Origin of the sequence: Paracoccus sp. (in: a-proteobacteria) (genome assembly GCF_030538695.1) — a bacterium.
Lineage (GTDB): Bacteria > Pseudomonadota > Alphaproteobacteria > Rhodobacterales > Rhodobacteraceae > Paracoccus.
Genome location: NZ_JAUNTN010000020.1, coordinates 1 through 12,356 on the forward strand (window position 1 = coordinate 1; position 12,356 = coordinate 12,356).

Below are 12,356 nucleotides of genomic sequence, written 5' to 3' on the forward strand. Positions count from 1 at the left end.
AAGGGGTGAACGCGGTTCTTCCCTTCCTCGAACACGGTGCGGTAATTTTCGTCCCAGGTGTTCATGCCCCCCGCCGCGGTGCCAAGCACCACGCCCGAGCATAAGCCCAATTCGCCCGCGAAGGACAGGCCCGACTGGGCCACCGCCTGTTTCGCAGCCAGCAGCGTGAACTGCGTGAACTTGTCATAGAGCAGGCATTGCTGGCGGTTAAAGTGATCCTCTGGCACCCAGCCGTGAACCTGCCCACCGATGCGCACCGCCAGCCGGTCCACATCGCGAAAGTCCAGATCGGTGATGCCGCAGCGCCCCTCGCGGAAGGCGGCAAAGGTCGAGGCCACATCAAGCCCGAGCGCGTTGATCGTTCCCGCCCCGGTGATTGCCACCCGCCGCAGCCCCGAGGCCGCAGCGACCGGCGGGGCAACATAGGCGGGTGCCGCAGGCGGGTTGCCCTGTACAACGGGATCGGATTTACGCGCCTTTTTCGTGGCCTTTTCGACCTTATCGCCCTTGGTTTTCTTGGGACTCATGCTTTTTCAGCCACCAGCTTTTCGACAGCGGCGATGATCTTGCCCATATCCGAGATGTCAAATTCGGATGCCTCGGGGTCATTGGCGTTGAAAGGAATCGAGATGTCGAACGCCTCCTCGATCGCAAAGATCGATTCGACCAGCCCGAGGCTGTCGATGCCCAAATCGGCAGGCGTTGCCTCGTCGGTGATCTGTTCGGGGTCCAGCATCGCCTGTTCGGCAATGATTTCCCGGATGCGGGTCTTGATGTCTTGGGTCATGGGAACCTCCGGCCTGTCAGGTCTTATCCATCAGTTTTGTAACAGTTTCCTGAAGGCGCGCCACTTGCTCGAACAGGCGCGGCAGGCGGCGGATATTTTTCTGCGCTGTGACCTGCGTTTCCATCTTGACCGCAGGGCTGCCAAGGATGACCCGGCCAGCCGGCACATTGGTATAGATTTTGCTGGCCCCGCCGGCGATCACATCGTCACCGATAAAGATGTTGTCCGACACGCCGCATTGCCCGCCAAGCACCACCCGGTCCCCGATCCGGGTCGAGCCTGCCACCCCGCACTGTCCGGCGAACAGACAGTCGCGGCCGATCTGAACGTTGTGGCCAATGTGGTTCAGGTTGTCGATCTTGGTGCCTGCGCCGATCCGGGTCGCGCGGACGGTGCCGCGATCCACGGTGGCATTGGCCCCGATTTCCACGTCATCGCCAAGCTCAACCCCGCCGAGGCTGTGGATGCGGGTCCAGCTTTGCTGGCGGATCTCGGCGCGTTCCCCCAGGGTTTCGCGGATGTCCTCGACCCCGGATTTTTCAGGGGTTACGAAAGAATGGCCATCCGCACCGATAATCGCGCCGGGGTTGATCCAGACCCGATGCCCCAGCACCATCCCATGCGCCAGCCGCGCCCCGGCCAGCAGCGTCACATCATCCCCGATGCGGCTGTCGCGGCCGATGCTGACGCCGGTAGCAATGCGGGCGCGGGCACCGATCCGCACCCCTGCGCCGATCACCGCAAAAGGCCCGATCACCGCGCCTTCCCCAATTTGCGCAGTCTCGTCGATCACCGCTGTCGGATGCACACCACTGATCACGCCAAGATCCGCGCCGGGATCAAAGGCGCGGGTCAGCCCGGCCATCACCAGCCGCGGACGCGGTGCGAAAATCGCCGCCCGCAGCCCGTAAGCCTGCGGGTCCATACCCTCAGCCAGAATGGCAATACTGCCAGATTTCAGCGCCTCGGCATATTTCGGGGCCATCGCCAGCGCGATCACCCCCTCGTCCGCGTCAGACGGCTCGGCCGCGCCCGTCACCGGCAGGTCGGTTTCCCCCCAGGCGCGGGCATCCAGCGCACGCGCAAGTTCAGCAATGGTCAGGGTCATGGTTATCTCCCTATTCAGGACAGGTTTACCCTTCGGCGCCGCCGCTTTCCAGCCCGGCGCGGCTCAGCGCCTGCCACAGCTTGCCGTCCCGGTTGTAAATGTCGGGATAGGTCCGCAACCGCCCGGTCTCATCGGGGAAGGTGGTGAAATAGACCAGATGCACCGGCAAGGGCGGGTCCAGTTTCAGCCAGCGTTCGTTGCCCCCCGCCAGCGCCCGGTCGAACATGCCGCGCGGGTTGTCTGTCTGGCGCGACAAAAGCTGTGTCGCAAGATCCACGGGGTCGCCCACCCGCACGCAGCCATGCGAATAGGCGCGGCTGTTGTGCGAAAACAGCCCTTTGGACGGTGTGTCGTGCAGATAGATGTTCCACGGGTTCGGAAAGATGAACTTGACGATCCCAAGCGCATTATCATCGCTGGGCTGCTGCTGCATCCGATAGGGAAAGTTGGCCTCGGTATATTTGGAAAAGTCGATGCTGCTGCGGTCGATCTTGCGGCCCCGGCTGTCCACGATGTCGATATGGCTGACCGCGTTGCGGTTCGCCTTGAGCCGCGGCAGGTATTCCCGCACCGTGATCGAGCGCGGCACGTTCCAGCGCGGGTTGACCACGACATATTCCATCAGATCCGAGAACTCGGGCGTCTGCAATTCCTCATCGACCTTGCCGACCACGACGCGCGTGTCGAAAACCTGCTGTCCGCCATCCAGAATCTGGGTCTTGAACTCGGGGATATTCACCCAAACCTGCCGCGCCATCGGGTCGGCATCCCCCATCCAGCGCATCCGCTCCAACGCCAGCAGGATGCCGCGCTGGCTGCGGTCAAAGCCGCCGTTCAGCCGCCGCGCCGTCGCCGGGCCGCTGATCCCATCGGCGGCCAGGCCTGCCGCCTGCTGATAGGCCGCAACCGCATCACGCAACGGCTGATCGTAAAGCTGCGGATCGGGACTGTCGGCCGTAAAGCCGATGCTAGCCAGACGCGCCCGAAGATCGGCCACCTGTGGGCTGCTTTCGCCGGGACGCAGCAGCACCTCGGGCGCCAGCGGCGCATCTGCGGGGGCGACCAGCCCGGCCTTTGCTCCAAGTGCCGCCTGCAATTGCGCATAACGCGGGTCTTTCGGGCCAAGCCCGGTCAGATAGCCCACCGGATCGTCCGAGGCGATGAAATCACGCAGCATCCCGTCCAGCGGCGGGCGCCTGACCTCGCGCTTGATGCCGGGATCAACGCGCTGCGGGTCCACCACGCCGCCGGTCAGGTCACGCATCCAGCGGGCGGCGGCACGCGCTTCCTGCGCCTCTGCTCTGGCGCGAGCGGCGGCGTCGGTTGCCGCAGGTGCGGCAGGCAGGCTGTAACGGCTGACCGGCAGCCCATGCGCCGGTGCCGATGCCACGGCCTGAACCAGCGCCTGACGCCGGGCCGCACCATCCACCCCCTCGAAAATCGGGCGCAGGCCGTTTGCACCATAAAATGCCGCCAACCCAGGATCAGCAGCGACGTTTTGCGCCAAAGCCCATTCGAATTCATCAAAATCCAGCTTTGGCCCGGCAAGGGCCGCAACCGGCGCCGACAGCGCCAGCACCGCAACGACGCCCCGGATGATTCTGCTCATATTCCTGCACCGATTCGTTTTTCTTGTTTGATATGGCTGATTCGCACAGCGCGACCCACAATGCCAGCGCTGCCCGCGCTTGCGACAATTTTGTCGCTTGACGCGCGGCCTGTTGACCACAGGCGGCAACAATACCCCCACGCCGCACCCGGAAGCGGCAAAAATCCGCCGATACTGGCGGATTTGCGCCATGCCGGGAACTTAATTGCTGCGATCGTGCCAAGCTGGTGACATATTCTTAACGAGTTCAGGTTAAACCCGAGCTTGCCGCGAACGGGCGGCGACAAAAAACAGGACAGGCGATCTGACATGACTCTCGACATTTCCCGCCGCGGCGTTCTGGGCATCTTCGCGGCAACGGCTGTTGCTGCCGCCCCATATTCAGCCAATGCGTTTGGCATCCGGCGCGGTGCCGGTGATGTGCGTCGCATTGCGATGTATAACCCGCGCACTGGCGAAAGCATCGACACGGTTTACTGGGTTGATGGCAAATACATTCGTGAATCGCTGAACGAGATTAACTACTTCATGCGCGACTGGCGCACGGGTCAGGTGCGCGGCATCAACCCGAACACCATCGACATCGCCGCTGCTTCGCACCGGCTGCTGCAAACCAACGAACCCTATATGATGCTGTCGGGCTATCGTTCGGCGCAGACCAATCAAATGCTGTCGCGCAATACCCGCGGCGTAGCCCGCAACTCGCTGCATATTCAGGGCATGGCTGCCGATATGCGGCTGAAGTCGCGCTCGGTGAACCAGATGTTCCGCGCGGCGGTGTCCTGCGCTGGTGGCGGGGTCGGCAAATACAGCCGCTCGAACTTTGTCCATATGGATTGCGGTGCTGTCCGCACCTGGGGCGTCTGATCCCCGGCCGTCCGGGCGATCTGCTGAAGGGCCTGTCGCATCGCGGCGGGCCTTTTGCGTTCTGGATCGTTTACCCCGGCGCGGCTTTTGTCTAAGCCTGTGATAACGCAAACCGCTGACAGGCATATGATGTTTTACCCTCTGGCCAGCCCGACTTGGGACGATGCCGAAGCGCAGGCCATGGCCCGCGTCATCGCCAGCACCCGGCACACGATGGGACCAGAGGTCGCGCGGTTTGAAACCGATTTCGCAGCATATCTGAACAGTCCGCATGTGCTGATGGCCTCGTCCGGCTCGGCGGCGAATCTGCTGATGCTGGCAGGCTGTTTCTGGCACCCTGATCTGGACTGGCGGCAGGGGGATGAGGTGATCGTGCCGGCCGTCAGTTGGTCCACGACCTATTTCCCGGTTTCACAGATGGGCTTGCGGCTGCGTTTCGTGGACATCGACCCGGCCACGCTGAACATTGACCCAGCACTGGCCGAGGCCGCCATAACCCCCCGCACCCGCGCAATTCTGGCGGTGAACCTGCTGGGCAACCCCGCCGAGCTGATCCGCCTGCGCGAGATCTGTGACCGCCACGGCATCCTGCTGCTGGAGGACAACTGCGAATCCATGGGTGCCACGCTGGCAGGCCGCCAGACCGGGACATTCGGCTTTGCCGGGACGTTTTCGACGTTTTTCTCGCATCATATCTGCACGATGGAAGGCGGGCTGATTGCCACCCCCGACCGCCGCTTGCGCGATACCATCCTGTCCTTGCGGGCGCATGGCTGGACCCGCGAACAGCCCGAGGGCAGCCATCTGGCCCCCGACCCCGATCCATTCATCCGCCAGTTCCGCTTTGCCCTGCCCGGCTATAACCTGCGTCCACTGGAGCTGGAGGGTGCGACCGGACAGGAACAGTTGCGCAAACTGCCTGATTTTATCGTGAAGCGCCGCCGCAATGCCGCGATCTTCCGTGACCTCTTTTCCGATTGTGAGGATGTGACGATTCAGCAGGAAACCGGCGAATCGTCGTGGTTCGGCTTTGCCCTGACCCTGCGCGAAGGGCTGGCAGACCGCCGCGGCGATCTGGTTCGGGCGCTGACCGCTGCTGACATCGAGACCCGCCCTATCGTCGCAGGCAATTTCCTGAACAACCCCGTCATTAGCAAGCTGGACCATACCGTCGCCAGCCCCTTGCCCGCCGCTGAAACCATTGATCGGCAAGGGCTGTTCACCGGCAACGGCCATCTGCCGCTTGGCCCGCAACTGACCCGTCTGCGCGAGGTCGTCGAAACTGTCCGAAAGGCAAAGCCATGACCCGTAAGGCATTGATAACAGGCGTAACCGGGCAGGATGGCGCCTATCTGGCCGAGTTCCTTCTGGCCAAGGGCTATGAGGTTCATGGCATCAAGCGCCGTTCGTCCAGTTTCAATACCGGGCGCATTGATCATCTGTCGATCGACCCCCATTCCGGCAGCCGCTTTCATCTGCATTACGGCGACATGACCGACGCCACCGCACTGATCCGAAGCGTCACCGAAATCCGCCCGGATGAGGTTTACAACCTCGCCGCACAAAGCCATGTCCGGGTCAGTTTCGATATGCCGGAATATACTGCCAATTCCGACGCGCTTGGTGCGCTGCGCCTGCTGGAAGCGATCCGGCTGGCCGGGCTGACGGAAACGCGGTTTTATCAGGCGTCCACATCCGAGCTTTACGGCGACGCCCCCGCCCCGCAGGATGAAAACACCCCGTTCCGCCCGCGCAGCCCCTATGCGGCGGCGAAACTTTACGCCTACTGGGTGACGGTGAATTACCGCGAGGCTTACGGGATGTTCGCCGCCAATGGCATCCTGTTCAACCACGAAAGCCCGCTGCGCGGTGAAACCTTTGTCACCCGCAAGATCACCCGCGCGGTGGCGGCGATTGGTTTGGGGCTGCAAGATACGCTTTACCTCGGCAATCTGGATGCGCAGCGCGACTGGGGCCATGCGCGGGATTATGTCGAAGGCATGTGGGCGATCCTGCAACATGACCGCCCCGATGATTTTGTGCTGGCCACGGGCGAGACCCATTCCGTCCGCGATTTTGCCAAGGCCGCCTTTGCCGCCGCCGGCACCCGTCTGGAATGGCAAGGCACGGGCGTCGATGAAACCGGCATGGATGCGGACACGGGCCGGGTGCTGATCCGCATTGATCCCGTCTATTTCCGCCCGACCGAAGTGCCGCTGCTGCTGGGTGATCCGGCCAAGGCGCGGCGCGAATTGGGTTGGTCGCATCGCACCAGCTTTGCTGATCTGGTCGCAGAGATGGTGGCCGAGGACCGCCGCCTTTTGGAAACCGAGCGCCTTGCCCGCCGTGCCTATGGGGTCAGTGAATGATGACCCCGGTTCTTTTGGCGGGCGGTTCCGGCACCCGCCTCTGGCCCGTGTCGCGACGCAGTTTTCCCAAGCAGTTTGGTCAGATTGCGGGTGATTTATCGCTGTTTCAGCAATCTGCCCTGCGTCTGTCCGCACCGCAATATGGCAAGCCGCTGGTGCTGACGCATGAGGATTTCCGCTTTATTGCCACCGAACAGCTTGGTGCCATTGGCATTACCCCCGCCGATGTGCTGATCGAACCGGCGCCGCGCAATACCGCCCCTGCGGTGCTGGTCGCCGCCCTTTACGCCGCCGCGCGTGACCCGGAATCGCTGGTGCTGATTGCACCCTCGGATCATGCCATGAACGACCCGGATGCGTTTAATGCCGCCGTCTTACGCGGTGCGGATGAGGCCCGGCGCGGTCAGATCGTGACCTTTGGCATCCAGCCGACGCGGGCGGAAACCGGCTATGGCTATTTGGAACCTGCCGGTCTTGGCGACATCGCCCCCTTGCGCCGTTTCGTCGAAAAGCCTGATACGGACACCGCGCAATGGATGCTGGAACAGGGCAGTTTCTTGTGGAACGCCGGGATTTTTCTGTTCAAGGCGCAGGTCATGCTGGACGCTTTCCGCGATCTGGCCGCCGATTACATGGGGCCGGTTCTGGCGGCGATGAAGGCATCGCGCCGCGACCTTGGCTTTATCCGGCTGGATGCACCCGCATGGGAAAAGCTGCCGGATCTGTCCATCGACTATGCGGTGATGGAAAAGGCGGCAAACTTGTCGGTGGTGCGCTATGCGGGCCATTGGTCAGACCTTGGCGGCTGGGATGCGGTCTGGCGCGAAGGACTGGCGGCTGCGCCAGATGCGGCAGGCGTGGTCACACAAGGCCCGGCGCAGGCGCAGGATTGCCGCGATGTGCTGCTGCGATCAGAGGATGCCGACACGCAGATCGTCGGCATCGGGCTGGAAAATCTGGTGGTGGTGGCCACCTCGGACGCGGTGCTGGTGGCGGATAAATCCCGCGCGCAGCAGGTCGGCGCTGCGGTCAAAACGATGAAAGCAAATAATATTCGGCAATCCGAGAGCTTCCGCCGCGATCACCGCCCTTGGGGCTGGTTTGAAACGCTGGCGCTGTCAGATCGGTTTCAGGTCAAGCGTATCGTGGTCAAACCGGGTGGAATCCTGTCGCTGCAAAGCCACCTGCACCGGGCCGAACATTGGATCGTGGTCAGCGGCACCGCGCGGGTGACGCTGGATGATGCGACCCATGTGCTGACGGAAAACCAGTCGGTCTATATCCCACTTGGGGCAAAACACCGGCTGGAAAACCCCGGCAAGCTGCCAATGGTTCTGATCGAGGTGCAGACCGGCGGCTATCTGGGTGAGGACGACATCACCCGATATGAGGACATCTATGCCCGCCCCTGACCGCATCGCCCTGACCGGCGGCACCGGGCTGGTCGGTCGCGCCGTGCTGCGGCAGGCCGAGACGCGCGGCATCCCCATCCTTGCGCCGCGCCGCGCTGATCTGGACCTGGCCGACCCGCGCCGGGTGGCGGAATGGCTGGGCGATCACCAGGTCGATACGCTGATCCATGCCGCTGCGAAAGTGGGCGGAATCGCTGCCAATATTGCCGACCCGACCGGGTTTCTGGCAGAGAACATCGCGCTGAACCACGGCGTTCTGATGGGGGCGCATCAGGCCGGAGTTACGCGGCTGCTGAATCTCGGTTCAAGCTGCATCTATCCGCGCAATTACCGGCAGCCACTGGTCGAAACCGACCTGATGGCCGCGCCTCTGGAACCCACGAACGAAGGCTATGCGCTGTCGAAAATTGCCGCCCTTCGGCTGGTGCAGGCCATTGCCGGGCAATACCCCGACCGGCATTGGCGCAGCCTGATCCCCTGCAACCTGTTCGGGATCGACGACCATTTCGGCAGCACCTCGGCGCATCTGATCGCAGCGATTATCACCAAGGTTCTGACCGCCGGACCAGTTATCGACATCTGGAGCAGCGGCACCGCCCGGCGCGAGTTTCTGTTCGCGGATGATCTGGCGGGTTTCATTCTGGACAGCTTGCCCCGGCTGGAAACCTTGCCGCCGCTGATGAACACCGGCTTTGGCCGCGATTACAGCGTCAATGAATATTACCAGATGATTGCAGATCTGGCGGGTTGGCAGGGGCGCTTTACCCATGACCTGACCCGCCCCGAAGGCATGGCGCAAAAATTGATGGATTCGTCGCTGGCGCGGCGTCACGGATGGGCACCGCCCGATAATCTGATCCCCGCGCTGAGGGTCACACTAACGGCAGCGCGCGCACGGCTGCAAACGTAAACGGGCGGCCCCAAGGGACCGCCCGCCTGTCATATCACCGAAAAATCAGTCGATCAGCGGCAGCAGCGCGTCGATGGATTTCTTGGCGTCACCATAGAACATCCGGGTATTGTCCTTATAGAACAACGGGTTTTCGATCCCGGAATAGCCGGTCCCCTGCCCGCGCTTGGACACGAACACCTGCTTGGCCTTCCAGACCTCCAGCACCGGCATCCCGGCGATGGGGCTGTTGGGATCTTCCTGCGCAGCCGGATTCACGATGTCGTTCGAACCAATGACGATCACCACATCCGTATTCGGGAAGTCGTCGTTGATCTCATCCATTTCCAGAACGATGTCATATGGCACCTTGGCCTCGGCCAGCAGCACGTTCATATGGCCGGGCAAACGGCCCGCGACCGGGTGGATGGCAAAACGCACGTTCTTGCCCTTGGCCCGCAGTTTGCGGGTCAGCTCCGACACGGATTGCTGCGCCTGCGCCACGGCCATGCCGTAACCCGGCACGATGATGACCTCATCAGCATCATTCAGCGCCTGCGCCACGCCCTCGGCGTCGATGGCGATTTGTTCGCCCTCGATCTCCATTGCGGGGCCAGCCTCACCGCCAAAGCCGCCAAGGATCACCGAAACAAAGTTCCGGTTCATCGCCTTGCACATGATATAGGACAGGATCGCGCCCGAAGACCCGACCAGCGCCCCGACCACGATCAGCAGATCGTTCGACAGGGTAAAGCCGATCATCGCCGCCGCCCAGCCGGAATAGCTGTTCAGCATCGACACCACCACCGGCATATCCGCACCACCAATGCCCATAATCAGGTGATAGCCGATGAAAAACGCCAACAGGCAGATCAGCACCAGCCACAGCACCGGCGAGCCGACATTCGCGCAATACAGGATCGCAAAGATCAGCGACAGCGCAGCGGCACCGGCGTTCAGCATATGCCCGCCCGGCAGCTTTTTCGGCTTGCCGTCGATCCGGCCCGCCAGCTTGCCAAAGGCCACGATCGAGCCGGTAAAGGTCACGGCACCGATGAACACACCCAAGGCGACCTCAACCCGCAGCATCGCCAGTTCCGCCGGGGTTTTCTGCGCCAGAAGCGCGGCGAACCCCTTGAGATTGCTCAGATATGCCTGCGCATCCGCGACGCGCTGCATGACCACATCAATCGGCGTATCACCCATCCGACCCTGCGGGATCAGATCATGCAGCGCACGGGTCAGCTTGGACAGTTCAAACTGCGCGTTGAAACCGACAAAAACCGCTGCCAGGCCAACCAGAGAGTGCATGGCAGCGACAAGCTGCGGCATCTCGGTCATTTGCACGCGCTTGGCCACGAACCAGCCGATCACACCGCCAATGGCGATCATCACCAGCGACAGGAACCAGTTGCCCGCGCCCGGCCCGATCAGCGTGGCGACCACCGCCAGCGCCATGCCGGCAATGCCATACCAGACCGCGCGTTTCGCGCTTTCCTGCCCCGACAGCCCGCCAAGCGACAGGATGAACAGAACCGCCGCAACCACATAGGCCGCAGTGGTCAGCCCACAGGCCCCCACGCTATGCGCCGCGCCCGAAACCATGAACTGATCCATGGGATGAAAAACCTTTTCCATGTGTTCAGCCCCTTACGATTTCTGGAACATGGCCAGCATCCGGCGCGTGACCAGAAAGCCGCCAAAGATATTGATGCCCGCCATCAGCACCGACAGCGCCGCCAGAATCAGCACCAGCCACGAGCCGGAGCCAATCTGCATCAGCGCTCCCACAATGATGATCGAGGAAATCGCGTTGGTAATCGCCATCAGTGGCGTATGCAGGCTGTGGCTGACGTTCCAGATCACCTGGAAGCCGATGAACACCGACAGCACGAACACAATGAAATGCTGAAGGAAGCTGGCCGGCGCAAAGGCCCCGACAATCAGCATCAGCACTGCGCCCGCAACCAGCAGCGTGACCTGCGATTTCGTCTGCGCCTTGAACGCGGCGGCTTCTTGTGCGCGACGTTCCTCGGGGGTCAGCTCGCGCGGCTTGTCCTTGGGCTTTTGTGCCGCGATGGCCGCCACTTTCGGCGGTGGCGGCGGGAAGGTGATCGCGCCGTCATGGGTCACAGTCGCGCCCCGGATGACATCATCTTCCATGTTCTGATTGATGACGCCATCCTTGCCCGGCGTCAGATCAGCCATGAAGTGACGGACGTTATTGCCATACAATTCAGAGGCTTGCGCAGCCATCCGCGACGGGAAGTCCGTATAACCGATAATGATAACGCCATTATCGGTGACGATGCGCTGGTCTTTCTGGGTCAGCTCGCAATTGCCACCCTTTTCAGCGGCAAGGTCCACGATCACGCTGCCCGGCTTCATCGCAGCGACCATATCGGCGGTCCACAGCACCGGCGCATCGCGGCCCGGAATCAGCGCCGTGGTAATCACGATGTCCATTTGCGGCGCAAGCTCGCGGAACTTTTCAAGCTGCTTTTCGCGGAACTCGGGGCTGGAGGGTGCGGCATAGCCGCCAGTCGCGGCCCCGTCCTGCTGGCTTTCCTTGAAATCAAGGAAAACGAACTCGGCGCCCATGGATTCAATCTGTTCGGCCACTTCTGGGCGCACGTCAAAGGCATAGACCTGCGCACCAAGGCTGGTCGCCGCGCCAATGGCGGCCAGACCGGCAACACCTGCGCCGACGATCAGCACCTTGGCTGGCGGCACCTTGCCCGCCGCCGTCACCTGCCCGGTGAAAAAGCGGCCGAAATTGTTCGCCGCCTCGATCACCGCGCGATAACCGGCGATGTTGGCCATGGACGACAGCGCATCCATTTTCTGCGCCCGGCTGATCCGCGGCACCATATCCATGGCGATGGCCGTCACACCTTTGGCGCGAGCCTGTTCCAGCAAATCGGCATTCTGCGCCGGGTAGAAATGCGAAATCAGCGTCTGGCCAGCGTGCATCCGGTCCAATTCAGCCGGTTCCGGTGGGCGGACCTTGGCGACCACATCGACGCCATCAGTCAGGCTTTGCGCATCGGGCAGAACCTCGACCCCGGCCTTGCGGTAATCTTCGTCCGAGAAACCCGCCGCGACACCCGCGCCCGATTGCACAAAGGGCTGATGCCCCAGTTTTTGCAGATGCGCCGCCGAAGCCGGAGTGATTGCCACCCGCGCTTCGCCGTCCTGCACTTCCTTCAAGGCGCCGATTTTCATTCAGCCAATCCCCCGTCTGGTTCACAGTCGGGGATTGTCTAGCACCCCGGTGTGAAACTTCACAAGCCTGACCGGGCGCGTCCGCGAACG

12 protein-coding genes are annotated in these 12,356 nt (G+C 62.4%); 5 read left to right on the forward strand and 7 right to left on the reverse strand.

Annotated elements, in window-relative coordinates; all coding sequences use genetic code 11:
• From Q4G24_RS11970 to Q4G24_RS11990, 5 genes are all read right to left on the reverse strand, one after another.
• Window positions 1-392 (reverse strand): beta-ketoacyl synthase N-terminal-like domain-containing protein (locus Q4G24_RS11970; protein ID WP_303366834.1); only part of this gene is annotated, 392 nt, incomplete at its 3' end.
• Window positions 393-523: 131 nt separating this feature from the next.
• Window positions 524-787 carry an acyl carrier protein gene (locus Q4G24_RS11975; RefSeq protein ID WP_303366768.1) on the reverse strand — a complete coding sequence of 88 codons (264 nt, stop codon included), beginning with the start codon at window positions 785-787 and terminating at the stop codon, window positions 524-526.
• Between the two features lie 16 nt (window positions 788-803).
• Window positions 804-1,895, reverse strand: a complete 1,092-nt coding sequence (gene lpxD, locus Q4G24_RS11980; RefSeq protein WP_303366769.1) for a UDP-3-O-(3-hydroxymyristoyl)glucosamine N-acyltransferase — start codon at window positions 1,893-1,895, stop codon at window positions 804-806.
• Window positions 1,896-1,920: 25 nt separating this feature from the next.
• Window positions 1,921-3,504, reverse strand: coding sequence for a murein L,D-transpeptidase (locus Q4G24_RS11985; RefSeq protein ID WP_303366770.1), 1,584 nt, complete (start codon window positions 3,502-3,504; stop codon window positions 1,921-1,923).
• Complete coding sequence (locus tag Q4G24_RS11990; RefSeq protein WP_303366771.1) at window positions 3,501-3,815, reverse strand: hypothetical protein; 315 nt, start codon at window positions 3,813-3,815, stop codon at window positions 3,501-3,503. The genes Q4G24_RS11985 and Q4G24_RS11990 overlap by 4 nt, the downstream gene beginning before the upstream one ends.
• Here Q4G24_RS11990 and Q4G24_RS11995 point away from each other — a divergent pair.
• From Q4G24_RS11995 to Q4G24_RS12015, 5 genes are all read left to right on the forward strand, one after another.
• On the forward strand, window positions 3,814-4,371 hold the full coding sequence (locus tag Q4G24_RS11995) for a DUF882 domain-containing protein (protein WP_303366772.1): 558 nt from the start codon (window positions 3,814-3,816) through the stop codon (window positions 4,369-4,371). The two genes, Q4G24_RS11990 and Q4G24_RS11995, sit on opposite strands and share 2 nt — an antisense overlap.
• Window positions 4,372-4,500: 129 nt before the next feature.
• Window positions 4,501-5,676, forward strand: coding sequence for a DegT/DnrJ/EryC1/StrS aminotransferase family protein (locus Q4G24_RS12000; protein WP_303366773.1), 1,176 nt, complete (start codon window positions 4,501-4,503; stop codon window positions 5,674-5,676).
• Entirely contained in the window at window positions 5,673-6,740 is a 1,068-nt protein-coding gene (gene gmd, locus Q4G24_RS12005; protein WP_303366774.1) for a GDP-mannose 4,6-dehydratase, read from the forward strand. The genes Q4G24_RS12000 and gmd overlap by 4 nt, the downstream gene beginning before the upstream one ends.
• Window positions 6,737-8,152, forward strand: coding sequence for a mannose-1-phosphate guanylyltransferase/mannose-6-phosphate isomerase (locus tag Q4G24_RS12010; protein WP_303366775.1), 1,416 nt, complete (start codon window positions 6,737-6,739; stop codon window positions 8,150-8,152). Before gmd ends, Q4G24_RS12010 begins: the two co-directional genes overlap by 4 nt.
• The gene (locus tag Q4G24_RS12015) at window positions 8,139-9,062 is read left to right on the forward strand and encodes an NAD-dependent epimerase/dehydratase family protein (RefSeq protein ID WP_303366776.1); all 924 of its coding nucleotides are present in this window, start codon (window positions 8,139-8,141) and stop codon (window positions 9,060-9,062) included. The genes Q4G24_RS12010 and Q4G24_RS12015 overlap by 14 nt, the downstream gene beginning before the upstream one ends.
• 45 nt (window positions 9,063-9,107) lie before the next feature.
• Here Q4G24_RS12015 and Q4G24_RS12020 read toward each other — a convergent pair whose 3' ends face one another.
• Both Q4G24_RS12020 and Q4G24_RS12025 read right to left on the reverse strand, forming a co-directional pair.
• The gene (locus tag Q4G24_RS12020) at window positions 9,108-10,646 is read right to left on the reverse strand and encodes an NAD(P)(+) transhydrogenase (Re/Si-specific) subunit beta (protein ID WP_303366835.1); all 1,539 of its coding nucleotides are present in this window, start codon (window positions 10,644-10,646) and stop codon (window positions 9,108-9,110) included.
• A gap of 45 nt (window positions 10,647-10,691) precedes the next feature.
• Entirely contained in the window at window positions 10,692-12,266 is a 1,575-nt protein-coding gene (locus Q4G24_RS12025; RefSeq protein ID WP_303366777.1) for a Re/Si-specific NAD(P)(+) transhydrogenase subunit alpha, read from the reverse strand.
• Window positions 12,267-12,356 lie beyond the last annotated feature (90 nt).

Excerpts from the sequence above, each read along its gene's own strand:
- Q4G24_RS11975 (WP_303366768.1), bottom strand. The coding sequence starts at position 787 with ATGACCCAAGACATCAAGACCCGCATCCGGGAAATCATTGCCGAACAG.
- lpxD (WP_303366769.1), bottom strand. The coding sequence starts at position 1,895 with ATGACCCTGACCATTGCTGAACTTGCGCGTGCGCTGGATGCCCGCGCC.
- Q4G24_RS11985 (WP_303366770.1), bottom strand. The coding sequence starts at position 3,504 with ATGAGCAGAATCATCCGGGGCGTCGTTGCGGTGCTGGCGCTGTCGGCG.
- Q4G24_RS11995 (WP_303366772.1), top strand. The coding sequence starts at position 3,814 with ATGACTCTCGACATTTCCCGCCGCGGCGTTCTGGGCATCTTCGCGGCA.
- Q4G24_RS11990 (WP_303366771.1), bottom strand. The coding sequence starts at position 3,815 with ATGTCAGATCGCCTGTCCTGTTTTTTGTCGCCGCCCGTTCGCGGCAAG.
- Q4G24_RS12000 (WP_303366773.1), top strand. The coding sequence starts at position 4,501 with ATGTTTTACCCTCTGGCCAGCCCGACTTGGGACGATGCCGAAGCGCAG.
- gmd (WP_303366774.1), top strand. The coding sequence starts at position 5,673 with ATGACCCGTAAGGCATTGATAACAGGCGTAACCGGGCAGGATGGCGCC.
- Q4G24_RS12010 (WP_303366775.1), top strand. The coding sequence starts at position 6,737 with ATGATGACCCCGGTTCTTTTGGCGGGCGGTTCCGGCACCCGCCTCTGG.
- Q4G24_RS12015 (WP_303366776.1), top strand. The coding sequence starts at position 8,139 with ATGCCCGCCCCTGACCGCATCGCCCTGACCGGCGGCACCGGGCTGGTC.
- Q4G24_RS12020 (WP_303366835.1), bottom strand. The coding sequence starts at position 10,646 with ATGGTTTCGGGCGCGGCGCATAGCGTGGGGGCCTGTGGGCTGACCACT.
- Q4G24_RS12025 (WP_303366777.1), bottom strand. The coding sequence starts at position 12,266 with ATGAAAATCGGCGCCTTGAAGGAAGTGCAGGACGGCGAAGCGCGGGTG.